Source organism: Wolbachia endosymbiont (group B) of Aricia artaxerxes (assembly GCF_964026975.1).
In the GTDB taxonomy this organism is placed as follows: Bacteria; Pseudomonadota; Alphaproteobacteria; order Rickettsiales; family Anaplasmataceae; genus Wolbachia.
In genome coordinates this window covers 708,444-733,286 of sequence record NZ_OZ034718.1, presented here as the reverse complement: position 1 = coordinate 733,286, position 24,843 = coordinate 708,444, and the positions used below count along the sequence as shown (strand labels likewise).

At 33.3% G+C, this 24,843-nt stretch carries 22 protein-coding genes and 1 pseudogene; 3 read left to right on the top strand and 20 right to left on the bottom strand.

Features of this window, described 5'->3' with window-relative positions:
* Positions 1-87: 87 nt before the first annotated feature.
* The 4 genes and pseudogenes from AAGE00_RS03320 to AAGE00_RS03305 all read right to left on the bottom strand — a co-directional run bounded on the left by AAGE00_RS03320 (position 88) and on the right by AAGE00_RS03305 (position 8,641).
* Positions 88-846: a cell division protein FtsQ/DivIB gene (locus tag AAGE00_RS03320; protein ID WP_007302888.1), complete on the bottom strand. Its 759-nt coding sequence runs from the start codon at positions 844-846 to the stop codon at positions 88-90.
* Entirely contained in the window at positions 827-1,780 is a 954-nt protein-coding gene (locus AAGE00_RS03315; RefSeq protein WP_012481821.1) for a D-alanine--D-alanine ligase, read from the bottom strand. Before AAGE00_RS03315 ends, AAGE00_RS03320 begins: the two co-directional genes overlap by 20 nt.
* A gap of 278 nt (positions 1,781-2,058) precedes the next feature.
* Positions 2,059-2,759: pseudogene (locus AAGE00_RS03310) on the bottom strand (IS6 family transposase).
* A gap of 209 nt (positions 2,760-2,968) precedes the next feature.
* Entirely contained in the window at positions 2,969-8,641 is a 5,673-nt protein-coding gene (locus AAGE00_RS03305) for an ankyrin repeat domain-containing protein (RefSeq protein WP_341815351.1), read from the bottom strand.
* Positions 8,642-9,791: 1,150 nt separating this feature from the next.
* On the opposite strand from AAGE00_RS03305, the gene AAGE00_RS03300 reads away from it, so the two are divergent.
* Together AAGE00_RS03300 and AAGE00_RS03295 are read left to right on the top strand one after the other, a co-directional pair.
* On the top strand, positions 9,792-11,231 hold the full coding sequence (locus AAGE00_RS03300; RefSeq protein ID WP_230609244.1) for a hypothetical protein: 1,440 nt from the start codon (positions 9,792-9,794) through the stop codon (positions 11,229-11,231).
* Between the two features lie 147 nt (positions 11,232-11,378).
* Entirely contained in the window at positions 11,379-13,385 is a 2,007-nt protein-coding gene (locus AAGE00_RS03295) for an ankyrin repeat domain-containing protein (RefSeq protein ID WP_341815317.1), read from the top strand.
* 297 nt (positions 13,386-13,682) lie between these two features.
* On the opposite strand, the gene AAGE00_RS03290 is transcribed toward AAGE00_RS03295, so the two are convergent.
* From AAGE00_RS03290 to AAGE00_RS03250, 9 genes are all read right to left on the bottom strand, one after another.
* The gene (locus AAGE00_RS03290) at positions 13,683-13,826 is read right to left on the bottom strand and encodes a hypothetical protein (RefSeq protein ID WP_230609241.1); all 144 of its coding nucleotides are present in this window, start codon (positions 13,824-13,826) and stop codon (positions 13,683-13,685) included.
* A 93-nt stretch (positions 13,827-13,919) separates the two neighbouring features.
* Positions 13,920-15,395: a recombinase family protein gene (locus tag AAGE00_RS03285; RefSeq protein WP_264374781.1), complete on the bottom strand. Its 1,476-nt coding sequence runs from the start codon at positions 15,393-15,395 to the stop codon at positions 13,920-13,922.
* A complete protein-coding gene (locus AAGE00_RS03280) occupies positions 15,388-15,828 on the bottom strand; it encodes a DUF2924 domain-containing protein (RefSeq protein WP_341815316.1) in 441 nt (146 codons plus the stop codon). Before AAGE00_RS03280 ends, AAGE00_RS03285 begins: the two co-directional genes overlap by 8 nt.
* 4 nt (positions 15,829-15,832) lie before the next feature.
* Entirely contained in the window at positions 15,833-16,297 is a 465-nt protein-coding gene (locus tag AAGE00_RS03275; protein WP_341815315.1) for an ankyrin repeat domain-containing protein, read from the bottom strand.
* Positions 16,298-16,335: 38 nt separating this feature from the next.
* Positions 16,336-17,040: an ankyrin repeat domain-containing protein gene (locus tag AAGE00_RS03270; RefSeq protein WP_264374784.1), complete on the bottom strand. Its 705-nt coding sequence runs from the start codon at positions 17,038-17,040 to the stop codon at positions 16,336-16,338.
* Positions 17,041-17,208: 168 nt separating this feature from the next.
* Positions 17,209-18,369 (bottom strand): phage tail protein, encoded by a 1,161-nt coding sequence (locus AAGE00_RS03265; RefSeq protein ID WP_341815314.1) that lies wholly within the window; start codon positions 18,367-18,369, stop codon positions 17,209-17,211.
* Positions 18,369-19,163, bottom strand: coding sequence for a baseplate J/gp47 family protein (locus AAGE00_RS03260; RefSeq protein ID WP_213864020.1), 795 nt, complete (start codon positions 19,161-19,163; stop codon positions 18,369-18,371). Before AAGE00_RS03260 ends, AAGE00_RS03265 begins: the two co-directional genes overlap by 1 nt.
* Before the next feature lie 2 nt (positions 19,164-19,165).
* Positions 19,166-19,501, bottom strand: coding sequence for a GPW/gp25 family protein (locus AAGE00_RS03255; RefSeq protein WP_213864022.1), 336 nt, complete (start codon positions 19,499-19,501; stop codon positions 19,166-19,168).
* Between the two features lie 7 nt (positions 19,502-19,508).
* The gene (locus AAGE00_RS03250; protein WP_341815313.1) at positions 19,509-20,198 is read right to left on the bottom strand and encodes a PDDEXK nuclease domain-containing protein; all 690 of its coding nucleotides are present in this window, start codon (positions 20,196-20,198) and stop codon (positions 19,509-19,511) included.
* A 102-nt stretch (positions 20,199-20,300) separates the two neighbouring features.
* On the opposite strand from AAGE00_RS03250, the gene AAGE00_RS03245 reads away from it, so the two are divergent.
* Entirely contained in the window at positions 20,301-21,260 is a 960-nt protein-coding gene (locus AAGE00_RS03245; RefSeq protein ID WP_341815149.1) for an IS5 family transposase, read from the top strand.
* 12 nt (positions 21,261-21,272) lie between these two features.
* On the opposite strand, the gene AAGE00_RS03240 is transcribed toward AAGE00_RS03245, so the two are convergent.
* The 7 genes from AAGE00_RS03240 to AAGE00_RS03210 all read right to left on the bottom strand — a co-directional run bounded on the left by AAGE00_RS03240 (position 21,273) and on the right by AAGE00_RS03210 (position 24,808).
* A complete protein-coding gene (locus tag AAGE00_RS03240) occupies positions 21,273-21,728 on the bottom strand; it encodes a DUF1016 N-terminal domain-containing protein (protein ID WP_341815312.1) in 456 nt (151 codons plus the stop codon).
* The gene (locus tag AAGE00_RS03235; RefSeq protein ID WP_264375275.1) at positions 21,712-21,966 is read right to left on the bottom strand and encodes a PAAR domain-containing protein; all 255 of its coding nucleotides are present in this window, start codon (positions 21,964-21,966) and stop codon (positions 21,712-21,714) included. Before AAGE00_RS03235 ends, AAGE00_RS03240 begins: the two co-directional genes overlap by 17 nt.
* Positions 21,967-22,431, bottom strand: a complete 465-nt coding sequence (locus AAGE00_RS03230; RefSeq protein ID WP_264375274.1) for a phage baseplate assembly protein V — start codon at positions 22,429-22,431, stop codon at positions 21,967-21,969.
* Positions 22,418-22,900: a hypothetical protein gene (locus tag AAGE00_RS03225; RefSeq protein WP_264376267.1), complete on the bottom strand. Its 483-nt coding sequence runs from the start codon at positions 22,898-22,900 to the stop codon at positions 22,418-22,420. The genes AAGE00_RS03230 and AAGE00_RS03225 overlap by 14 nt, the downstream gene beginning before the upstream one ends.
* On the bottom strand, positions 22,897-23,403 hold the full coding sequence (locus AAGE00_RS03220; protein ID WP_264376268.1) for a phage tail protein: 507 nt from the start codon (positions 23,401-23,403) through the stop codon (positions 22,897-22,899). The genes AAGE00_RS03225 and AAGE00_RS03220 overlap by 4 nt, the downstream gene beginning before the upstream one ends.
* Before the next feature lies 1 nt (position 23,404).
* The gene (locus tag AAGE00_RS03215; protein ID WP_264685714.1) at positions 23,405-23,710 is read right to left on the bottom strand and encodes a hypothetical protein; all 306 of its coding nucleotides are present in this window, start codon (positions 23,708-23,710) and stop codon (positions 23,405-23,407) included.
* Positions 23,711-23,803: 93 nt separating this feature from the next.
* Complete coding sequence (locus AAGE00_RS03210) at positions 23,804-24,808, bottom strand: major capsid protein (RefSeq protein ID WP_264376269.1); 1,005 nt, start codon at positions 24,806-24,808, stop codon at positions 23,804-23,806.
* Positions 24,809-24,843 lie beyond the last annotated feature (35 nt).

Genomic DNA, 24,843 nt, shown 5'->3' with positions numbered 1-24,843 from the left:
TTACTTGCAATCTGGATTCCAGTTTTAAGCTACTCGGATGACAGAGAAAGGGCTACTTGCATGAAATGAAAAGGAGCACCGAGCAGATCACTTCTTCACAAAGATCTTATCAGCAACACGCATATCAATTATGCTCCAATTGCTAAAAGTAAAGTCGGTTGTATTTTGCAAGTGGCTTAAATAATCCCATGCGCTATAAGGATTATCTTCAGGCAATTTTACTGTGGAACTGTCATCGAGTATGATATTCCATCTTCTATTTCCTACATAAATACAAGAAGAAATATGATCACTTAATTGAGTTTTTCTCTCTAGTATATCTTTAATGAATTTTAGATTTGATAACGAATTTTGTCCTTTAATTACAACGAGGTTATCTATCGGGTAGTCATTTACGATCACTTTACCTTCAGAATCAATTACTGAAGTTCTGTTATCATCTTTCCAAAGAGCGAAAGGTGTATGTTCATCTACATCAATGTGTAAGGTATTAGGTAAAATTCTATAAATTTTTACATATTTTATCCATTTGCTTACAGATTGTATATTATCTGTTAGTTTTGAGAGTGATACATACATGATAGGTTGCGTTCTATCTACTAAACTTAGAATGTCCTTTTCATTTGTAAATTTGTTTCCAGTAACGGTTACTTTGTCGATTAAAAATCCATTGCTAAGTAATAAGCTCGATAAGCGATTGTTACACCAAGTAAAGTAGTAATTGAATCGATTTGTTATTTTATCAAGTGAACTATAAAGTACTAATGTGAGAAAAAGTGCAGTGATAATAACAAGAGCGCACTTGCGCAAAAAACTTCTTTGGCTTCTAGTAACATTGTTCAACATCGGCTTGATCTCTAATATTCCTGTGGTGTAAACTGTCTTCGACAATAATTTTGACTAATTCATTAAAATCAATTCCTCTTGTCAATTTTGCAATTTCTGGTACTAACGACAATTCAGTAAAGCCAGGATGTGTATTAACCTCAAGCATTTTTAAAGTGTTATTTTGGGGATTATAACGGAAGTCTGAGCGGGAAACAGTTTTACATCCTAAAAATTGATGAACTTTTAACGCGTGTTCCAAGGTTATTCTATATATGTTGTTAGGAATTTCAGCAGGAAATATATGTTCTGCAAATCCATCTGTATACTTTGCTTCATAATCATAGAATTTATTTTTCGGTCGTATTTCCATAGTGCCAATTGCTTCATTCAGTAATACAGCAGTATGTAACTCTATACCCGGTATGTATTCTTCTATGATCATCTTTTCCATTATAGTAGAACTATTATTTTTCAGCTCTAAGTAATCCTCATGTGAGAAAATCATGTGTACTCCAATGCTTGAGCCTTCGTTAATCGGTTTTAAGACGTACGGATAATCAACTTTAATATTATTTTTTAGCACATCTTCTCGACTAATTACATAGCCTCTTGGAGTGTCGATATTAAGAGAATGGAATATATGCTTTGACATCACTTTATTCATAGCAACAGCCGAAGCCATAACTTCTGAGTGTGTATATTTTATACCTAAAATCTCCAGTAAACCTTGAATACAGCCATCTTCACCATAAGGTCCATGTAGGGCAATAAAAGCAAGAGCGGGATTAGTTTTTTTAAGCTTTTGAGCAATGTTGCTATCAACATCTATTTCTATTGCATTATATGAAAGGCTATCAAGCGCCTTCTTTACTGCTTTTCCGCTCATAAGCGATATTTCTCTTTCGCAAGAAAATCCACCACTTAAAATTGCTATATTTGGAACCATAAGCACCCTAATATTTTGCTATATATCATATATAAAAGATACTTTTATCTTCAATAGAAAAAACGCTTTGAAAAATTCCACAGCTGTACAGATATTGAAACTTGCAGATGGTGTCATGCAAACTGGTTCCTTTATGATCAGACACCAGATTGCAAGTAAAACTGGAAGATCTTTTTCAGTAATATTCTTTAAAAATTTAATTTTGTAATCCACTTGATTTCCACTGGTTCTGTCGCATCTATAAATTGTGGTACAAGAAGATCGTTAAACTGGGATTATGGGAGTTATAGAGCAATTAGCATAGCAAAATTCTCAAAAGTAGAAACATTATCATTAGCCCCGATAATTTGTCTTTTTTGAATCATACGAATATTTTCTATGCCGGTAATGGTAATCTTTGCGGAGTGGAAGCTCTTAAAACCAAGCATTGGCTTTATTCGTTTTTTGATAAATCTATGATCTTGTTCGACAATATTATTTAGATATTTTATTTGAAAAACCATGATTCTACAATCTTCAGAAATTTCTGTATTCAAATCATCAAGAGCAGCAGTATTACTGCCGCTTTTATCAATTACTACTTTCTCAGGAAGGTTATTCTCTCTAAAGGCTTTACGAAAGAACGCAAGTGCCGCAGACTTGTCTCTACGAGCACACAACAGAAAGTCTACAGTATTACCAATAGTGCTCTGTATAGATAAACCCATTTGCCGTTTAATTTAACGTAGGTCTCGTCCATTCTCCAGCTACTGCCAACCTGCTTCTTCCTTTTCCTTACCGCTTCATCTATCAGTGGCACAAATCTGATAACCCACCTTTGTAACGTAGCATGATCAATTTTTGCTCCCCTTATACTCAGCATTTCTTCCAAATCTCGATAGCTCAAAGAGAATCTACATTTCATATATACAGATAACATTATTATCTCTGCTGAAAAGCTAAATCCTTTGAAATATGGCAATAATTTTGAACTAATACGAAACATCTTTGCTTTTTTTTTAGATGATCATATCACTTCTTTTCTACTTTCCTACAAATGTTACATACCAGGATTTATAGATGCGACAGAACCAAATTACAAGCATGATCAAAGATTAAAGTCAATTCAAAAACACAACGTTACTTAACTATTTAAAATTCAGACTTAATCTGACAAATCAGTTGTTATGACCTATATGAATCACACAGATAAAATTAAGCAACTTGACCAGCAGAAGTAACTCCTCTCAGGCTCTTATTATCCGTAGGTTCTATAGTAATGCTGTTAAGTGAAGATATTGGCCGCTGTGACTTTTTCAAATTGCTATTTTCCCATTGTATAAATCTTTGTATTTGATCGTCATAATGATTCAGTTTATATTTCAGCTCAATGAGTGACCCTTCTCTGTCTAGTGATAGATTTACAGTCTTCTGAACACCTAGAGATGTCACTCTCATATTTTCCAAATTTCTTCTTTTAGGTGATATACACTGACCCTTCACTGAGCCTGATAAAGTACAATCTTGCAACTCTGAGACTTGCTGCTGATTATCCATTTTTCTCCTTTTAGTTTTTGTACTCTCTGTGTCTAGAAAACTTTTGTTTTCTAGCAGTAATTCTTCACTTGATACTGAAGAAGAACTTTCGCTATTTTTTTCTACATAAAGCTCTTTTAAAATTGAGACACCCTTAGCATTCAAATCAGATTTTTCAAATTGTAAGAGCGATTCTCTATAAAGCTCTTTTAAAATTGAGACACCCTTAGCATTCAAATCAGATTTTTCAAATTGTAAGAGCGATTCTCTTTTTTCTATCTCATTTCTTAAATATGTTAACTTGTCTTCACCTTCAGTAAATAATTCTTGTATAGCATTTACAGTTCCTAAAGTGTCAGGATGATTTACTCCTATCACTTTCTCCTGTAATTCTTGCAATTGTTGGAGTTCTTGTAATGCTTTTTCCTTATCCCCTAAGCAGCTATGTAAAACAGCTATATAAAACTTCACAGATAGTACGTTAGGATGATTATCTAAAAATCCATAATTTTTTTGTAGCTTCAGTACTTCCTCAAAATATCGCAATGTTTTTTCTCTTAATTCCCTCTGAATGACTTTTTCTACTTCTATTTCAACAAAATAAGGAGCAGGTTGTAAGTACTGACTACCTTCTTGATTTATTAGAACATCTTGTAGATTCCTAAATAAAGCTTGTATACTCAATTCACGAGGTAAATCCTCTTTATGTGATAACTCTCCTTCATTTATAGTTACTTTTTTTCTTTCTTGAACCATAAAGAAATATGCTAGGGCATAGATATATTTTGTATCTAAATTATAAAGTTCATACATCTCGGAAGGATAAAGATAAGGATCATCATCGGAGTAAAAATCACCTAGTTTAAGGAAAATTTCATCTCTCAGTCGTCTTACATAGTACAAAGTTGTAAATGCATCAGTATATCTTTTTTGCATCACAAATACTTCAGCTATAATAACTGCTATATCTAGATGTTCTTCCATAAGTTCCATGATGTCTTCTCCATATAAACTATTGACTATAAAGTTATTGTATTTAACGTATGACAATGCTTCTTTATAATTTTTTTGTTTGAGATAAGTAGAAAGTATTTTTTTATCCAAAGTAAGAGAAGGAAATGTATCATTTACCTTCTCGAGTTTTTTTAAATCCAGAAAGATTTTTAACGCTCTATCATATAGTCCCAAACCAGCTTGCGCGCAGGCAAACTCATATTTAATTAATCTTGAATATCTATCATCTACAGCAAGTAATTGATATAATTGTGACGTGAGATTGATAACTTTTTTATACTCATGTAACTCATTTAAGCTACTCAAAACTAAACAAGGAAAATTCTTATTTTCTTCTATTAGATAGTCATATTTTTGACTATGATCAAACAAGGATAAGAGATGAACTACATCTAAAAATCCTCCTTCAGCTTCAGATACCAGTTCTATGACACAACTTAATATGTGTTTTTCCTCATCTATGCTAAGCCATGAACGCACTACTTTTTTGACCGATTCATGCATAATGTAAACCTTGTATTTATCTGATCCTTCTACATAAATTATGGAATACTGCTCTAGCAATTCGAAAATGGAGTATAGTCCATCCTCATATCTAATCCAGGTAAGAAATAAACTGGGATCAATTGCACTATGATCAAAATAAGCCATAATACTTAAAATTTTTAGAATTTTCTCTCCAGAACTCATCTTTTCTATTGTTTCCATCGAGATTAGTAATGTTATTTGCAATATTCTATCGTATTCATTTTGTCCAGTGTTTCGTGGAAATTTCTGATTAAACCTTTCGTATTCTATTAAATATTCAAAAATTCCAAATGCTTCGCTCAAAGAGCTTGATCCTTTGTTTTTAATACATGCTGCTGCTAGATTTATAGACAATGGAAAACATTTTAGTTTTCTTATGAGCGCTTTTATTTGTTCATCTTGCGATCTATCTGCCATCTCTAAAATTATTTTGACAAGTTGTACAGCTTCTTTTTCTTCAAGACTATCTAAAGATACTTCTGCTATATCTTGATAATCTTGATCAGAAGAAGTAAACAGGCAATCAAAACCACCTCTTTGACCTCTGATCTTTAAAATCCTCTCTAGATCTTCTTTTTTAACTCCCTGAAAAAGGAATAGGCATTTTTTCTTTTCTTTATTTCCTACTCCTCCTTCCATAAACATGGCTAACCTATCTCGGGTAAAGGAAGCAAAAGAACTTTCTATGGATAATATATCTTGAGTACTCACCTCATAGGCATGAAGATAAGCTCCTTTGTTTTCTTCAACAAACTTTCTAGCTAATTGAGTTTTACCAATACCAGATGGACCTACTATTACTACCGCTCCCCCCTGCAATTTTGTATATATCTCATCTATTTGTTCTTGCCTTCCAGTGAATTCTTCTACTGGATCACATACATCCTGAAAATTCATTTTACCAAATAGAAATCCTAATTTTTTTACATTTGATAATCTTTTTATACTAGACCGAAAACTCCTAGATCTTGCTGCATTATCATGCTCTGATTCAAGTAGGTTGCTATAGTCTTGAGCGACTGTTTCAGCATGCTTTACAAATGCTTCTTTTACTTTTAGATAATAAGATAAATTTGGAATTGTTTTTAAATTGTTTTCCATCGAATATATAACATCACTATTTTTTCCAGCCCTTTCTATTATCTTTTTGCCTTTCCTTATTCCTTCTCCTTCAACTAAGTATCTCATATTCATATCTAAACTTTGTTTGCATCCTTGACAGAAAAGTAAGATATACTCGCTTAAAACGCTTACCTCTTGTTCAATATGAGATTTAATTTTTACTATAAGATCCTCAATTACCTTTTTGCTTGGCATTTGGATTTCTTTATTGACAATATAAAATACCTGCTCCACTTTAGCCTTAAACTCTTGTATATTTAAGGCATCTAAAGTATACACATAATTTTCAAGTTCTACGTTTGTAGTTTCTACTCTAATATATCTTGTCTCATATGTTCTTTTCGACTTTTCACCCATAAGGGAACGGCGATAACCATACTGACTAGATTTATCTTCACTTCTTTTTCTATAATATATAAAAGAGCCTTCACTTCCTTCTGCAATTCCGATATTTTCATATAAATCTTTAAGGTTATAACTTATTTCTCCATACTGCGCAGACACCTCTTGCAAATATGTATTGAGAACAAGGGTTTCAGCTATCCCTAGCTTGCTCAAATCTCCCTTGTATTCTTTCTGAATATAATATTCGATGATCTTATCTACAATGTCATCTGCTATCTTTGAAACATGATCAAAGCCTATTTTCTCAAACTGCATTTCAAAACTTTGAAAAATATTGCATCCAGCATCTACTAATATTTTTCTAAAGCCCAGTTTATATTCATTAAATGTTTCTATTAAGTCTGATAGATTAATAAAATTTTTTGTCGCTTTTATTACATTACCTGTTCTCAAAGATGCCCTCATACCAAACATTGCCAAGTCATCTGTATGTATTGAACATCCAAAAATACTCCGCACAGATCTATTAGTGTTCATTCCATCAAAAAATATTCTGTTCCCCTCTCTCAGCATACTCGCAAGCACATCATATATAATGATCCTCGTTTCAAATGATTGAATGAAACTCAGAACAAACTTCATCAAATTTGAATACTCTACTTGATAAAATTGATAATGATTACCTCCTTTGTAGGATAAGTGTATTTTATTACAGTATTTTTTCTCTTCATTGTATATAAGATCTTTTGAATCTTTCTGAGACACTATTATCGCTGTATTTAGTAGATCAGACATTGAATTTATTTCATGCTTTCCACCCCAAACTCCAGTAAGTTCCATGCACTTTAAGTATGTGTCAAATACAAATTCTTGAACTTGATTACGTTTTTTTATCTTATTAAGTTCAGTACAAATTTCCTTTACTGCATTTTCGTCAAAAAAATTGGGTTGGAGTTTACTAATATCAATATTATACTGCTTAATTTTTTCAGCACCGAATTCATGTTCAAACTCTTTTTTAAAGGTACCTCCTGTAAAATAACTTCCACTGTGACTCTCAAAAAGATCCATAATTTCAACCTTATTTTCAAATCTTCTTTGGCTGAAACATACTGCATCAGCAACCTCACAACGAAATGTCTTCGTTACTAATTGCTTCATTACACTATCTTCATAAATATTTGCATTACTTTGCATTAGCCTTTGAATTGAATGTACATCATGGTCGCTCGCAAATAATTCTTTAAACCTTTCATGGAAGGCATAATCATCAAATTTTACGGGAGCTAAGTAAGCTAAAGCAACAGACCAAAATAAGCAGCTGCCATCTCCCGGTACATCAACTTCTTCATATGAAATAAGTGGTTGCAGTATCTTAGCGATATCTTTTCTGTTATTATCTTTAGCAATATCTATAGGAGTCTTTCCCTCTCCATCTAAAACATCAACTTGCGCTCCTATCTTTAGCAAAAATCTGACAATTGTTAACTCTCCCAGGCAAACAGCAATATGCAGCGGTGTATCACTGCATTGATTCACTCGAAAATTAACGTTTAGACTCGGATATACCTTAAAAAAACTTTTCAGCTTTTCAAGCTTTCTATCTTCTAGAATACTAGAATCCTCTATAATATTAGTAAACTCTCTTATTAATAGTGTCTCGCTCAAGATTGGCTCAAAATGGAAACCTCCTTTATTTATTATATGTATAGTATTTTTTTCATTATAATCTGTACTTACAGGTTTGGATGTTAACTCATCAATAAGATACCCTGACCATCCACATATATGAAGATCTTCAATAACATGCAGCTTAATATTATATTCATTACAAATCATACTTCCCTCAATTTCAGGCCTACCCCATATAGGAATCTGCAACGTACTTCCATACTTTAAATCAGTTAACAATAAAAACACGTCTTTATTGTCCCTCTGCATTTTTTCTATATCTTCAATACTGTATTCTATACCAATCAAATAAGTCTTCCATAATTCATCATCATTAATACCAGGCTCTGGGAGTATTACTGTAGAATCTTCACGGTTTCTAGCATCTGCTATAATCTTTTCTTTCATTTCTTGACTAATTAAAGCTTGCTTCCTACAAACTTCTCTCAAAGATTTCACAGTAAAGTTTGTTCCAGGATTTAATTGCTTAAGTCCCTGTGCAACTGCATCAAAGAAACAATCTCCTCCTCCAATTGCTTTTCCTATTGTAAAACCTTCTGGCAGCTTTAATATTTGCTGACTGCTAGATAGTAGTGTGTCTTCTTTTTGCATTCTTATTAACCTAGATTGATTATCTATTACTTGTTCCTTTGTATTTTCTTTACCTAACATAAAGCCCCCTATATTTTAATATTCATATTTTGATGATTTTGTCGTAAACCTCTTTTCTAAAGATTGGTTTCAACATTTGATTCTTATACAGCTGTACCAAAACAATTTGCTGTAGAAACCTTAAGTTAATTTCAAGTAACTTTGATTGCTGAGTAACAGTGTGCTTTTCTTTTGATTTCTTACTAAACTAGATATATTCTTAAAAAAGCCAGGATTGCTTTCTGAATGATGTACATAATACAATGCATCTGACTCAATACCCCATGTATTTATTATGTTAAACTCGACTATAGCTAAAGAAATCTAGCAGAACAAGAACTTTTTTCATGTTTTAATATTTTTTTAAAACTAAAGCCAGTGCTTGCAAAAATACTTCTATTTTTTTACTTTAATGTACTAACTGATCCTTTCTACTTTTAAATAAATTAATACCCACTTAATCTCACACATCACTAAAAACCTAAACGACACAGCCATTTCCAGAACCCAAAACTAGCTAGTGAGAGAAGAGTTTGTTTTGGGATGCGTTGGACTACCGCGCGATACATACGAACTTTTTTGTATTCTGACTTTGCTATACGCTAAAACTAGCCATATTAGCCCATTTTATCCATATATACATACGAACTGTTTTGCCTAAGCTTATGGAAATAATTTAAATCTTCTATTTTTATAACCTTATTTTTACGCAACTTGTTCTCAAAAATATACGATCTTTTTTGAAGGAGTAAACAATTGAATTGTTTATAACACTAGCTAGCATGGTATCTTCACTAAAATATTTTTTGAAAAAGTTAATTGACTTATAAATAATTCTCTACTAATACTGGCATGTGTTTGTTTATTCTGCTGAAGTTGCTCCATACAGGTTTGCTGTAAAAACTTCAGCAGTTTCCGTACTCCTTTAAAGCATAATCCATCACGCTCTTAATAATAGTGATATCAAATATAGGTCTTAACTATTTTAATCTATAGTAAAATTAGCTCAAATTTGCAGTCATAAGCAACTTTTAACCTATCTACATACTCCATTGTTACTCACCATAAAAACTTAACAAAAATATGAGTAGTAAAAAGATTGTGTTGAAATTAGCTTGACCAATATTATATATTGTACATAATATATTCTATATCTAGGCTAGGAGGTAGTATGGATACAGAGTCAGTAAAATATGTTGTAGAATCTATCAGTGAACAAAAGCTAGGAGAGGAATTAAATACTGAGCCATGGCATTCAAAAATTGAGTGTAATAGCAATGAGGGACCAACGCCTGAAGATGACATAACAGATTTAGATGATTATAGTTTGTTTGTTCAAGGAATAAGTAATCGTTCGGAATGTTATGACCTTGATCAGAGACATGAAACTAGGGAGGCTGTTGACACATGTGTAAAACATACATTGTCGTATCAGAGTGAAACTGATGATAGTGATTTATATTGGAAAAATTACCCTATTAGTCCAAGAGACTCTGCTTTAATTAAGTTAGATCTACTACTGACTGAAAGTGAGAGAAGTCTAATTGATGAATTTCGTAAAGAGTTAAAAGATGTAGTAACAAAAAATGATCAAGGTTATAGGGATAAGCATGAAAATTTTACAAACACTGCTTTAGAGCGTATAGAGTGCATAACAAATAAATATTTGCAAAAAGGGATAAGACTCAATTCAAAATATAACGATGATAAGTATACTATAACAAGTTTAATTTTTAAGGAAATAAGAAATATCCCTGATAGAATACGACAGCATAAGGGATTACCACCTTATGAGAGTTTATCAGACGATAGTGAGACTATAACAAGTTTAGTTTCTAAGGGAATAAGAGATATTCCTGCCTACGAGGGTGTATCAGATGATAAAAATATAGGTATTATACGCAATATCATGAGTAATTTACTATTAAAAGGTGGAAGAGTAAAATGCAGTTCCTTTTATGATGATAAGTTATTGTATGCAACTTATGGGTTCAGTTATGAGATTTTTGCAGAACGTGAAGAAATCGATAACAAGCTAAAAAGCGTAGCAGATGAAGGTATTATAAACAGTAGTGCCCAAGGCAAAGCTTTACACGTAGAAATGGATAATGGATATTTTTATGTAAAATATTCGCAAGATAGCACTGTTGAGGTTGCAAAAGTTATAAATAATCCAAAAGTGAAAGATTTAAGTTTTAGACATCATATATTTCATGTTGGAAAGAGTATAGTAAGAGTTGAAAATGTAGGAGGAAAAAGAAATTATACAGACGTTTTAGAAGGTGGCATTGAAATGTCTTTTACTACTGAAGTAGGAAAGATTAGTATTCATCTACGTTCTAGTGATAAAGACAACAATAAAATTGAAGTAAAGATAAGTGACGATGACAAGAAGAAACTTGATCAATTAAAAGATAAGGAAGAAATAGGAGAAAATTGCTTACTTGGTGGATATTCAGTACATGATGCGATTAAACGAGGATATTTTGAAAAACATGAAACACTACGTCAATCTTCTGAAAAAATTACCTTATCTAATGAAAAGAAAAAAAATAGTTGGTGTGAGATAGTAACAAATTCAAAACAGACAACAAGCCGTACTGTAGGGTAAATGCTAAACTGCTTGATTGTCTAAAGATCTTATATTACTCACCATAAAAACTTAACAAACGACATAAGTAGTAAAAAGATTATGGTTATTGACTTAATGTTACATATCGCATACAATGTATCATATATCTTAGCTTAAGGGGTAAGTATGAGTGAGTCTACTGGGATGGTAAAATCTATCATCAATCTACTAAAGCCAAAATCCAAATCAGAACTATATGATTTCGAATATGAGTCCATTATAGAACATCTATCATCTAAAGAGCATTTATTAAATGAGCTGATGAATGATATGTGGTACTCAGGAGACTTACCATCAGTCAGAAACTATAATGAACCATTATCTTTGATAGATAGCAAACTTGGATTAAGTGAACAAATTTGTGTTTGGTTTGCTCTGGACCATGATCTTACGCCAAGTCAAAAAATTTTAAACAAAAAGTTACTTAGTGCTCTAAAATGTTTAGCTTCTAACTGTGGTTCATTTGATAATACTGAGCCCCTTGAAGAATTTTTACATGATAATAAAAACAATAAAGATTTAAAAGTGATTCTTAACCTAAGAAGAGGAGAATCTCAATCAACAGTATTGCATGCGATTGCAGGAGCAAATATTGGTGGATTTCGTCGCATAGGAAATCAGGCTATAGATTTACTCTTAGAAGCAGGCGCAGATCCTAACATACAAGATAATAAAGGAAAAACACCATTATGCCTTGCTGCTGCCAAAGGTCATTACGATAATACAAACTCTCTCCTCTCAAAAGGAGCTAACCCTAATATAACAAGTAGAAAGGGTAAAACTCCACAACAAATAGCAACTAATAAACTCTGCTATAATATAGCAGAATTATTTTTAACTGATAAACAGAAAAAGATGAATAAGGAATTGTATGACTTACTTGCACTAGATTCAGACTGCACTAAAAATTTAAAGGAGTTTTTAAGTAAGCATAAAAGAGACTCAGACCTAAAAGTGGTGCTAAATATTCGGCACGGAATGGGTGAGTCAAAAGTGTTCTCATATGTTGAACGTTTTGCTTGGGACAATGAAGATCTTGCTCAAGAGTTAAGAAAAATATTTCTAGAAGCAGGAGCATTAGATTATGATAAAAATATTATTTATCGTCAGCAAAAGAAAGGACAGGTCAGTAAATTACTCGTTAATTTAACCTCAAATCAAAAGGAAAAGTTAAATGAGTTTTCTGATAAGGTGTTTCAGGCTCAAAACATGGCTGAACTTGAAGAGATTGTAAACGATGCTATAAAGTCTGGTGTACGATTAAACTATTCTCTTTCACAAGATTTCTTTTCAGGTAATGAGTACACTTTTACCGATTATGTGATGAAAAAAATCAGTGAGTTGGAAAAAAATCCTAAAGTTGCTAGTAATATAATATGTCAATTAGTATCAAAAGGGGCAGTGTTTGGTAATACAGTTGATGCTAACACACTGACATCAGAATTTAAAGAGCATAAAACTAACCTAAAAAAAGCTTATAGAGATTATATTAGCAATTCTCATAAGTTTATTGAAATCGCAAAAAGTGCAACCAATAGCGAGCTAAAAGATGCAAGAGTAGACAACTCCGTTTTTTACTTAGAATATTCTAAAGATAGTAAAATAGACATTATAAAGATAACAGATGGGGCAAGGGATTTAGGTCTAACAGATGGAGATGTAAAGTGTGGAAGAAATATAGTAAAGATCGGTAATAGTGAAGTAGAAATTAAAACTGAAGATGGCATAAGGAATTATACAGATCTTACAGAAGGCAGCGATGTAGTATTAACTTTCTATACTAGTTTGGGAGAATTAGAAGTTAGGTTATATCCTGATGAGAAAAATAAAAATTGGATAAAAGTAGAGGTGAGTGAAGAAGGCCTACTTCTACTTGATAAAATAGAAAGTTATAATGAAGCAATAGAAGATTGTAATGAGGGAATAGAAAATTATGAAGAAATAGGACAAAATTGCTTACTGGGAGGTTTATCAGTCATTGAAGCCATAGACCGAGGTGTTTTTGCTAGATCTGGTGGGTTAATGCGTCCTGAATTAATAAGCGAATCCAATAAGCAGAAGGGTTCATGGGTAAAACGTGAAGAATTAAGAAGAGTTTCTGATTCTAGGGAAAAAATTGCTAATTTACCATAAAAGTTGAAAATTATTATTTAAATATAAATTACTACAGTTAATAAATTATTGCAAAGGAGTCGAATCGATATCAATAATCTTTTAAGAATACTCTTTTATGTTGTTTTTCAGGAAAATGAGATGTCATTGTACAGGAGCTGGCCACAAGGTGTATTTTCAGGATATGAGACTGTATTAAAACACGATTGGCTGAGCCGACCTTTTACAGAATTTTTTTTCCAGATCTATAGCTCTTTTCACAATAATCCAAATAAATCATAATATGCTACTGGCCTACTATAGCCATAAACACATATCTTACCCTGTTCGGACTACTATAAGAAAAGCTATACTATTAAAATATGCAGCTAAATTGTATACATTGTCTACCACTGTTGCATCTAGTATGCTAAAATCTTCATCATCTATATTAATATTTTCGCATAATTGATTTTGTAACATCGACTTACATCAATCTCAATATCTTTTGGCATGGCCCTTTGTAGCAGCTCCTTCTTGCACATACTCTTTTCAATCTCCCGTTGCTTTTGTAAATTAAGATGCTAATCCATAAAATTTCTCTAATTGCTCGCTCCACAACATCGGTATTTCTTTCAAATCAGATAGCTTCAAACCTCTTGGCTGTCTCCCATTTACTATGTCTTCCTTAATCTTTGGTGCTAAATAATTCAACCTTAAAATTTGTTGTATACGTCTTGTACCTATATTAATTTTGGCACTCAGCTCTCCTACACTTGCATATTTTCCCTCTTCTAGCTGCCGTTTCCACAGATGAGCTCTCACCACTGCTTTCAGTAGCGCATTATTTGTTTTTCCTTCTGGCTCTACTACTGTGCATTTGTTTCCTTTCTTCTTCATTGGTATAAATTTTTCCTCTGATTCAGAACATACTTCTATTCCATCTTCTTTTACCATTACTCCCTTTATTAACTTTTTCACTACTTCTTTCTGTTCTCTGAAACTTAAATTTTTCCATTCTTCTCCCCATTTTTCATATAGCTGCTCTGTCTTTCTCATTACTTCTTTTTCCACCTCTCCCGCTACTATAGTTCTGTTTATTGATTCACAACCTTTTCCCCTTAAATGGTTATTGCACACGTAATATCGGTACCTTTTATTTTCTTTTTTTGCATACGTTAGTGTCATATTTACACCACAGCTCTTGCACTTAATTATTCCCCTAAGCAATGCTTCCTCATATTTTGCTTTTCTATATGGTTGATTCTTTATCAATTCCTGCGCTTTTTGCCATTTTTCTTCCTCTATTATTGCTTCATGCTTTCCTTCATACTCTTTCTCATAATGTCTTATCTTTCCCACATATATTGGATTTGTTATTATTCTTCTCACCGTCGCTTTCTTAAAGATATCTGATTTTGTTCTGTAACCTTCTCTATTTAACTCTCTTGCCAACTCTGCCATTGACTTCAACTCCAAATATCTTTCAAATATGTGCCCTACTATTTTCGCTTCTTTTTCATTTATTATTAATTCTTTATCTTTTACATCATATCCAAGCGGCAAAGTTCCTCCCATCCATAGTCCGTGTTCTTTTGATGTTGCTATTTTATTTTTTACTCTCTCTACTATCATCTCTCTTTCTAGTTGTGCTGCTCCTGATAATACCGTTTGTACAAACTTTCCCATTGGCGTATTATTGTCAAATATCTGCGTTACTGCTACAAAATTTACTCTATGCCTTCTAAAAAATGACGTTACTTCGATGCTGTCTTTTGTTTCCCTTGATAGCCTATCTAATGTATATACTACTACACAATCTACTTCTCCTTTTTTTACATCTTCAAATAATTCCTTTATTGCTGGTCTTTCTAAATTCTTTCCTGAGAAACCTCCATCGTCGTACCTTTTGGCCAATGCTACCCAGCCTTCTTTGCTCTTTATGTACTTCTCACATGCTACTCGTTGCGCATCTAAACTGTTAAACTTCTGCTCTAGACCGTCTTCATTTGACTTTCTCGTATATATTCCACATCTTATCCCTTTACACATTTTCCTTTCCCTTTTGATCACGCAAACCAAATAGGAGCGGCCCATTGTAACTCATTCCCATTATTTTCCCGGCTACTGCTGATAATGATGTGAAAAATTCTTCTCGGTAGATTAAACCCTTATCTGTTACCATTACCGCATGCGTTTCTTCCCCTCTCTCTAATATTAGCTCTGTTCCTGCTACTGGAAGTTTGTCACTACTTATTCTTTTTCCCTTCTCTAGCCGATCTGCCAGATATTCTAGTCTTTTTGCTCCTTTTCTTGACATTTTTCCATACGCTTCCTCCTGCATTCTATATGCTAATCTAGGTATCAGATATTTCTTTGAATGTTTAGGTGCCTCTTCCCCAAATACCTTCTTCCACGTTTTTCTCAGCTCACTCAAAGGTTTTCTCTCTAAATTCATTACTTTCTTTTCTACTTCTTCCTCCATATTTTTAGCCCTTCATAAATAGCTTCTCAATTCTGTCTGTTTCTTTCTTTAATACCTCGGTTATCTTTTTGCTACTTTTAGCATAATCCATCGCTGTCATTCCAAATTTATCCGCTTGCTCTATTTCAGCCCCTGCTTTTACTAGCTCCTCCACTATTTCCACTTTCCCCACCATACATGCAAGGTGCAATGGAGTGCATTTATTTTCATATTCTTCCGCATTTACATTCGCTCCTGATTTTATCAATTCTCTCACGGTTTCTAGACGTTTCTCCGTTACCGCTAGATGCAGTGCTGTATATCCTTCCGCATCTGCTACATTCACATTCGCTCCTTTTTCAACTAATAACTTCACTGTTTTTGCGTCTACCGCGTAATGCAGAGCTATTCTGTCTCTTGCATAAATATTTTTATATGAGTTCTCTGATAATTCTTTTGCTGATTTATTAAATTTGCCAAGCTTTAACATAATCCACCTCACCTTTTCTTTAAAATCAAGTCCCCTTTTTAAGCCTTTCTTCCTACTACATTTTCTACCTCATCTATCATTTCATTCACTTGGCTGATTATCTTGCTTGCTAAATTTTGACATTCTTCCTTTATTAGTGATTTGTCTCTCTTCCTTATTTCTTCTATCTCTATTATTTTTAACTCCGGCATATAGCTCCCATTCAACATGTCTGCTATTTCTCCTACTAGCCTCTCTATTCCATAGCAGGTCAGTTCTCTACTTTTTGTTATTCCTCCTTTTTCTCTCAGAAATTTACTTGCCCTTTCACTCTCTTTGCTATCACACAGACGATACTTTTCACTTTCCCAGATGTAATACATTGGTGTTGCACCATACTTATTCAGTTGATTAACTTCAGCTCCTGCTTTTACTAGCTCTTTTATTATTTCAACTCCTCCTATTTTGCATGCAGAGTGGAGTTGCGTACATCCAGTGACATATTGAGTGGCATTTACTTCTGCTCCTTCCCTTAGCAGCACTTTTACATTTTCTAAGCTTTTCGCAAATACTGCACAGTGTAGTGGTGTATAACCATTTTTATCTCTTGCATTTACCTCTGCCCCTTTTTTTATTAATAATCTCACTGTTTTGTAATCAGAGATTTCTACTGCTTGGTGCAATATCGTCTCTCCTTCTTCATTTCTTTTATTAATATCGTTACTTGATACTTCTTTAAAAAACTTACTCTTGCTAAAACTCATTTCATACCTCACAAAATTAGCTTTTCTAGCGCCAGACAAATTTCTTATATTTACCTGCTGCTATTCAAGTCATGTCCTTTTTAGCATGAGAAAGCAAGTCCTTTTCTTTTTATTTCATACACTTTAACCTTATATTAATATAATATATGAGAATCTAAATATAAGTACTTAACTTATTAGACATATTACTTGACTATTTTTCCAACTTCTGTGCAAATGTCTATGTTCGTGCCACTTCAGTACTCCTGGGTAAAATACTAAAATGTAATTTTCTAATTCATGTATCGAATCTTTTTGGTCTGAATCTAAATCGTTTTCATACTTAATATTGTGTTCTGCTAAACCATATTTTGTAATCTTCTGATCTGTATAGTTTTCTATTTTGTAGTGGTGAGTAACGCTAAACCTTTCTAAAATTGGCTTGTGTTTTAAACTCCAATGCTGCCCTGAAAGTTTATCGCTTCCCAATACAAATTTATTTCCTCTTTCTTCTACGCTACTTACTGGAAAGCACCCATTTATTTCTCCTAATTTCCAGCTATCTGACAGTACAATCTGTGCTTTGGCAAACTTAATTTCTGGTAATAAACTCTGTGGTAATGGATATAGTGCTTTTAAATTGTACCACTGATGATTTCTTTCATAGATGCCTTTGTAATCCTTTGTGTGAGGCTCTGTTTCTCCAAGTACTGCTACATCTAATCGATATATGTCATTACTAAATGCTTGCTCATAATGAACCCGAAAAGTGCTAAACTTAAAATTTGGATTTAAGCTTTTTAGCTCAAATGTGTTCTTTCTACCAAATGACAGTACTGGTCCATCTTTTTCAACTTTTCTACCTGAATAGTCTGACAATAAGCTGCCGAATAAACTTTCATCTAAAATAAACCTATCAACGTTATGGTGATCATTGAAAATCCTCATTAGCCTTGATCTTGCTGGTAATGATAGTTTTGCAAGTTCTACTACTGCATCCACAAAAAAGTCATTTGGGACATCCTTTATTCCTATTTGCAACTCGAAAAAATGTTTACCAGGTGGTTCTTCTATGATTGTAATATCTTCTATATTTGCCCATTTTAGTGCTATTTTTAGTGATGCTGGAGTTCCTCTCAGTCTTTGAAATTTTACTCCTTCTATTACGGCTTTTCTTCTATCTTTTACCCAGCGCAGTATTTCTTCTAAACCATATTCTTCTATTATCCAAGGCAATGTTTCTTCTTTAAGACTAAACTTAAATCCTCTGATACAGCTCGGATCAACCTTATAATCTGTTGCATCAACCAGTGCTTGCTCTTGCTTTGTTGCGTTTGGGGGTAATAGCATTACTCAATCTTTAAATTTCGCAAATTTGCACATTCGTTACCTAGCACCACAACATCCTCTCTTGGCTCGATCAATTCCACATTTTCTACACCATCTACAAATAGGTTTGCTATTATCCATGATTTTGTAACATTCCATCCCAACCTTCTACTTGCTTCAAACTTCTCAATAAACTGCTTCTTGATTTCCTCCTTTGATATTATAGGACTTATACTCATTCTGCTGTGAATATCTATTTCCGTAATATTGCAACCTATCACTGTTACTGTATCTGTTAAAACTCTTATATCATCTCTAGTAACTTGCTTTCTTACAATTTCAAGTAGCTCTTCTGACACTATGCCAGTTGTGGATAATTGTGTTGATAAGATTGAAATTTGTACTTTCCCTGGTATAGTTGATTCCACTAGTGCATCTTTTACTCTACTATCTGCTGACAGTGCATGATATCGATAGTGTTCTTTGCTTCCACACGTGCTTGAGCCCACTATTTTTGCTTTAATTCTTTTTCTAAATCGTTCATCATCTTCTTCTTTTTGCCTCTCCACTCCATAAAACTCAGCTAAATTATCAAGATCTTCTCCCGTTGCAAATTTTAGTAAATTACCCTTTACAGCTTCGTTTATCCTTTGTCTGAGTAACAACTCTCTCCATGCTGCTACTTCTAATACCTTCATTGCTGGATCCGATTCTACTAATCCTGAAAAGGTTTCATCTCTACGGACTAACTCTTCTTTCATTCTCGAAAAGATTTCCTCGAAATTTGGCTTTTCTACAATATTTAGCTGCTGCATCTTTAAACTACAATTTCATCAAAATGAATGTTTTTCCCGCTTGGTAAGTATAATCCTTCTAGATCAAGCGTTACTTTTCCTTCTTTCACCTCTGTCATTTTTACTTTTTCTAGCTTAAATCTTTCCTCCCACCTTTGTAGAGCTTCTGCTACTGCTGAATAGATTTCCAAAGTTAAATCTCTATTTATTGGCTTATCTACTAATTCAAATAGTCTTGACCCATAATCTCTCTTCATTATTCTACTGTTAATAGGAGTGGTCAGTATATCAATTATCGACTGCTTTAAGTGCTCTATTCCTTCAAGAGCTTTTCCCGTTTTAGCATCCATTCCTCGCATATATTTTTCATGGCTCTGACTGAATACTTGCATGTTTTTCACGTGCTATAGAAATAGCCTTTCTTAACTTCTTTTCAAGAATTTCTTTAGAAGGAAGCTGTGTTAAATACTGTGCAACATGAATATTAGAGCCTTCGAGTTCAAGATATTCTATATCCTCTTGATCCTTATCAGCACATAAAATAATCCCTAACGGTTTTTCTTCACCTGCTTTTCGTTCATTTTTATCTAACCAATTTAAATACCATTCCATCTGTCCTTTATAAGCTGGTTCAAAGCGACCTATTTTTAGTTCTATTGCTATAAGGCGTTTTAATCCTCTGTGAAAAAATAGCAGGTCCAAATACCTGTCAGTTGTTTTAGTACTCATCCTTTTTTGACGTGTTACAAAACAAAAATCATTCCCAAACTCTTGTAAAAACTTTGTCAATTCATCCAAGATTATATTTTCTAGATCAGTCTCACTATAACTTGATGGCAATTCCATGAAGCTAAGGAAGTATGGGTCATGAAAAATGAATTCTGGTGCTAACATATTTTCTTCACGTAAATTTTTTATACTCCTTCTTATGAAATCTTCAGGTTTTTTTGCTAGTGCTGTACGTTCATACAACATAGTATCGATTTTACTACGTAGTGCCCTAACACTCCACCTTTCAATACGACACATTTCTATATAATAATGGCTTTGTTGCATAGCTAGTGTTGGTTGAGGTTATTGTAAGAAGAAAAGCTTTTTAATATATGGCTACTAACGAATTTTGTTGTAAAATAGGCATTTTTCAAACAAGTACAACTTATGCCACAAAAAATGAGAGTAAGTAACCAAAGAGAATATAACGAGTTTCTCAAAAAAAGAGGAAATGTTTTTCATTTTGTTAATCAAGCCATAGAAAATTGGTATGAAAATAGTCCAAAAGTTGCAGGTGGCAATAACACTTATAGTGATAAAGTTGTAATTTTAATACACATAATAGTTCATCTTTTTAGAATTGGCTTGAGACAAGCTGTAGGTTTTGTAAAAGGTTATATGGTACAAATAGGCAAAAAACTTAAGATTATCAGCTATACACAAGCTTCCAGAAGATTTAAAAAGCTTAATTTGAAGATTGATGACCATAGAAGCAATAAAGATGATCTGGAAAATGTTGAAATTGCCGTAGATAGCACTAGAGTTAGTATCTACAATAATAACGGTGGGCATAGTAAGCTTAATATTCGAAAAAGAAAATACAGTGGTTATGGTCAAGTAAGAAAATTACATGTTGTTTTAAACATAAATGATAAGAAAGCAATAAGCATGAACTACACTAGTGGTGTTGCTGTAGACTATTTGCCGGTCTGCGATATGTTAGAAGAAGTCAGTGATAAATATAACATTTGTTCTATTCGAGCAGATGCGGCTTATGATATAAAAAGTGTGTATAAAGAATGCAGAAAATACAATATTGTGCCTATTATTCGCCCTAGGAAGGATACTAAAATTTGTTTAGCTGACTACTTATCAGAAAGAAACAAGTATATTAGTAGAATTAGGTCATATGAGAATTATGAAGATGGTATTAATGAATGGAAGAAAAAAGTTAAGTATGGAGCACGGTCTTATATTGAAGTCTTTTTCTATAGGTTGAAGCAAATATTTGGGTTTGGCTTGAAAAATAAATCAGAGGTAAATCGTGAAAAAGAGCTGTTAATTAAGTGCTACTTATTGAACAAATTTACTGATATAGGTATGGCTGAATTTAAATTAGCTGCGTAAATTCACTGTGATTTACATGCCTATCAGTGCTATGCAACAAAGCCTATAATAATTACGCTTCAGCTCATCAGAAATTGCAATAATTTCTACAAAATGTGACCAACTCAATTGTTGTGACAGTGTCGCGACAATCTCTTGATCAGGAAAGAATTTAGAAAATTGCACCATACGAAATAATGACGCTCTATCAAACCCACGTCCATATTTAATCTGAAGTTCTTTTGCAAGTTGGGAGATGATTTGCTTCCCATAATCTGCGCGTTTGTGCTTTAGAATATCTTGATCAATTCTGGAGCCAATTTCCCAGTTTAACAATACTAGAGTAGAGTTGAATTGAACAGAAAGATGATTCTTTGCTCTATCTATTAAATTACTAATGTCTCCTAATAGGCTAATAGTTATATCCATGTTCATAACTTTATTTTTGGTAAGTATAGCAGATGGTTTATTTTTATCCTGAAAAAACATTACTACTACCACTTATTACTTTAGAACCACAAGATATTGAATCTCCAACTCTTCCTATACTATAGCCATTTGTAAACACTGTTTTTGACCCTTTAGTTAATGCTCTTCCTTCTGTAAAATTATCTCCTTTTCGGCAAACTGGCTTACCATTTACAAAAACATTGTTACTCCCACTAATGCAAAAATGCGGTGTTACTTCTACACAATAATCTCCTACTCGTACAACCGATTTATTCATTTAATTAAGGTTTATTCTATCTGCTTTCAGTTTTATTTCGCTCTTCGTCATCTCTATGCTCGATTCCCCAGCTTTCAGTGTTATTTTGTCTACTACTTCAATCTCTAAATGATGCTTTCCTTTATCATATGTAAACTTCGTCCCATCTTGAAATTTTATACTATTTATTTCTTTTTTATTCTCTGGTGCAGAGTATTTTTCCTGATATATTCCTCCTAATACCACTCCTAATGATAGTTCACCAAAAGGAGAAAATATCATAACCTGTTCACCGATATCTGGTGGAGACCAATCTCTATCTTTTCCTGCTTTGCTCGTTATCCATGGTAAATAATCTGTTAAAAATTCTCCTATTTTAACTCTTACTTTTGCTTTTTCATAATCTATTTCTTTTACAACTCCTATACGAACAATGTTGGCCATTTTCCTCTGTAGTTCCGAAATTGCAAAATTATTTTCTAACATTTATTTCACCGATTTCTATTTTGTGTGGCATAAATTTTCCTTCTTTCCAAATAGATCGCCCTACGTGTATTGTATGCACCCATTCAACCATCCACACTAAATATGCATCGAGCTCTGGTCTAAAGTCATCTCCTCCTCCTGATATAAATTCTCCTGGTGAAACATTTTTCACGTTCCAAGTATTTTTATTTACTACTTTCGCAACCTCAGCAGCTAATGTTCTGACAATAATAGGGGCATTTTCTATTGTGCTATCAATCACAATTCGTGCTTCAAATCTTGCTTTCAGCGCTAATTCCTCTGTTCCAGGATCTTTTCCCGATTCTAAACTCACAAGCTCTACAAATAACGCTGGCGCTAATAATTCTTTTCTTATCGATGGATAAATTTCACATGTCTGTATAGCCGGTATTTCTTCCTTTAACTTAGTACAAATTGCTTGATGTAAATCTTTCCAGAACTTTGTCATATCTTTAACATATAGTTTAGCTCATGCTTAAAGTATTTCTCAAACACTCTCTCACTCTCATAATCAACAAGATCTTTTATTATTCTTGAGCCTTCAGGTTCCAGTGGTAGCTTTACTTCTTGTATTGGCAATGCTGCTCTTCCTTCACGTTTAAACATACCGCTATTTCCTTTTGGCATAACTGCTGCAAATCCTCCTATAAACTCATGCTTTCCTACTTTCGATCCTCTTCTTGTTTTTTGTATTTTACCAATTGTCGATGCTCTAATGTCGTAGAGATTTGCTCTAATTAACACTTCTAATCTGCTTGTTTTTGCTTTAAAAATTCTTAATCTCTTTCTTATAAAACTTAATTTTATCTTCTTTTCCTCACTAATTTCTTTTGCTGTCTTCAATTTTAGCCATAGTGCTGTTCTGTTTAACGCTCTCACTATTGCTAATTCTATTTTTTTTCTTTTAGCATTTACACTTTCTATTACCTCAACTTCTATATGAATAGACATTTTACACCCCAGACGCTTTTATTTTCCACGTTATTCCAGACTTGTCTCTAAGTGGCGGTGAGTGTACTTTATATCTTCGATCACCTATAACAAAAACATCTCCTACAATTGGCTTTAACACATCAAACGCACTTACTTCTAACGCTAAAGTTTCTCCTACAAATTGTCCTTCACCAATTTCGTATAATTTATCTGGCTGTTGCTTTAATACTTGTACCATGTATGACTTATCCTTTGATTTATACAAAGCCACTTCTCCTAAATGGGCAAAACAATCTTCTAATAATCGCTTAATATTCTCTTGCATATTTCTTTTTGATATACTAACCTTTACATGCTAAGAAAGCGCATACCGGTAGAGTCGTTCTGTGCCTCACCAACTTGTTACTCTACCAGTATGTTATGCTATAGCGACTTTTACTAATACGCCAGGTCTATGGCACATTGGCAGAGGATTTGACTGTGTATGTAAATCTGTTCCTCTATCAAATCTCCTTGGCTCTTGTTTTGCATAGAGTGGCTGTCCAAGAGTATTTACTGTTTCATTAAAGTCTGCTGGTGCAAAATATGTTGTAAATGTACTTGCTGTTCCTACTGGAAAACAGTGCCCTGTATCTCTTTCTATAAATCTTCTCACCGTTCCTTCAGGATCAGTTGCTTGCCCTCTATATTCCTCAAATGTTATTCCACAGAATGTAAATCCTGACCTCATATCATTCCTTAGCGCTGCTCCTTCTTGCCATCTTTCATATGCTTCTTTCACTTTACTATGCGAAGTTAATGCATCAAAAAACTCAGGGCTTACCAAGGCATGAATTCCGGTCATATATTCACCACTTAGATTATCTTCTATATGCCGGAGTACTTCCAGACACTTACGCTTTACATCTGTTGTTGCTGTTCCTAGTGCAAAATTTACTACTTTTGGTGTTATTTCAAATTCGTTGTACAGATTTAGTAATTCTGACCCATCAGCATCTAAAATTATTCCTTTCAGCGCTCCCATACGCAAATGCTCCAACGTTATTGCATGTTTATTTCTCATTAGCTGCAAATGGTCAGTTATTACATCTGCCAGCGCTTTCAGTTCACTCTCTGATCCAAATGCCCTTATTCCTTGCACTTCTTCTGGCAGGACTACATCATCATGTGGAATATGTGGAACCGTAAATGTTCTTACCTTTCTTTTGCCACGTTTTCCTATTGTTGCTGGTGCTCCTGGAACTTGTGTTGGCAATAGACTTAAAACTCCGTTGTGTTCTTCTATGGTAATATGTCTAAATCTTACTGACCTACTTGGAAACAAATTTAAATTTTCAACTCGTCCATAATTTATCGGCAATATATTCATTGCATTTGTTAGTGCCGTCATGCTAAATGCTGTGTTTGTAAATGGATTTTGCATTTTTTATTTTCCCCCTTTTGTGTTTTTAATAGTTT

Coding starts and splice junctions, on each gene's coding strand:
- AAGE00_RS03275 (WP_341815315.1), bottom strand. CDS start 16,297: ATGTTAAAGCTTGGCAAATTTAATAAATCAGCAAAAGAATTATCAGAG.
- AAGE00_RS03230 (WP_264375274.1), bottom strand. CDS start 22,431: ATGTTAGAAAATAATTTTGCAATTTCGGAACTACAGAGGAAAATGGCC.
- AAGE00_RS03280 (WP_341815316.1), bottom strand. CDS start 15,828: ATGGAGGAAGAAGTAGAAAAGAAAGTAATGAATTTAGAGAGAAAACCT.
- AAGE00_RS03215 (WP_264685714.1), bottom strand. CDS start 23,710: ATGCAAGAGAATATTAAGCGATTATTAGAAGATTGTTTTGCCCATTTA.
- AAGE00_RS03265 (WP_341815314.1), bottom strand. CDS start 18,369: ATGCTATTACCCCCAAACGCAACAAAGCAAGAGCAAGCACTGGTTGAT.
- AAGE00_RS03220 (WP_264376268.1), bottom strand. CDS start 23,403: ATGTCTATTCATATAGAAGTTGAGGTAATAGAAAGTGTAAATGCTAAA.
- AAGE00_RS03250 (WP_341815313.1), bottom strand. CDS start 20,198: ATGCAACAAAGCCATTATTATATAGAAATGTGTCGTATTGAAAGGTGG.
- AAGE00_RS03255 (WP_213864022.1), bottom strand. CDS start 19,501: ATGCGAGGAATGGATGCTAAAACGGGAAAAGCTCTTGAAGGAATAGAG.
- AAGE00_RS03295 (WP_341815317.1), top strand. CDS start 11,379: ATGAGTGAGTCTACTGGGATGGTAAAATCTATCATCAATCTACTAAAG.
- AAGE00_RS03305 (WP_341815351.1), bottom strand. CDS start 8,641: ATGTTAGGTAAAGAAAATACAAAGGAACAAGTAATAGATAATCAATCT.
- AAGE00_RS03285 (WP_264374781.1), bottom strand. CDS start 15,395: ATGTGTAAAGGGATAAGATGTGGAATATATACGAGAAAGTCAAATGAA.
- AAGE00_RS03300 (WP_230609244.1), top strand. CDS start 9,792: ATGGATACAGAGTCAGTAAAATATGTTGTAGAATCTATCAGTGAACAA.
- AAGE00_RS03290 (WP_230609241.1), bottom strand. CDS start 13,826: ATGTTACAAAATCAATTATGCGAAAATATTAATATAGATGATGAAGAT.
- AAGE00_RS03260 (WP_213864020.1), bottom strand. CDS start 19,163: ATGCAGCAGCTAAATATTGTAGAAAAGCCAAATTTCGAGGAAATCTTT.
- AAGE00_RS03240 (WP_341815312.1), bottom strand. CDS start 21,728: ATGTTTTTTCAGGATAAAAATAAACCATCTGCTATACTTACCAAAAAT.
- AAGE00_RS03270 (WP_264374784.1), bottom strand. CDS start 17,040: ATGAGTTTTAGCAAGAGTAAGTTTTTTAAAGAAGTATCAAGTAACGAT.
- AAGE00_RS03225 (WP_264376267.1), bottom strand. CDS start 22,900: ATGACAAAGTTCTGGAAAGATTTACATCAAGCAATTTGTACTAAGTTA.
- AAGE00_RS03320 (WP_007302888.1), bottom strand. CDS start 846: ATGTTGAACAATGTTACTAGAAGCCAAAGAAGTTTTTTGCGCAAGTGC.
- AAGE00_RS03245 (WP_341815149.1), top strand. CDS start 20,301: ATGCCACAAAAAATGAGAGTAAGTAACCAAAGAGAATATAACGAGTTT.
- AAGE00_RS03235 (WP_264375275.1), bottom strand. CDS start 21,966: ATGAATAAATCGGTTGTACGAGTAGGAGATTATTGTGTAGAAGTAACA.
- AAGE00_RS03210 (WP_264376269.1), bottom strand. CDS start 24,808: ATGCAAAATCCATTTACAAACACAGCATTTAGCATGACGGCACTAACA.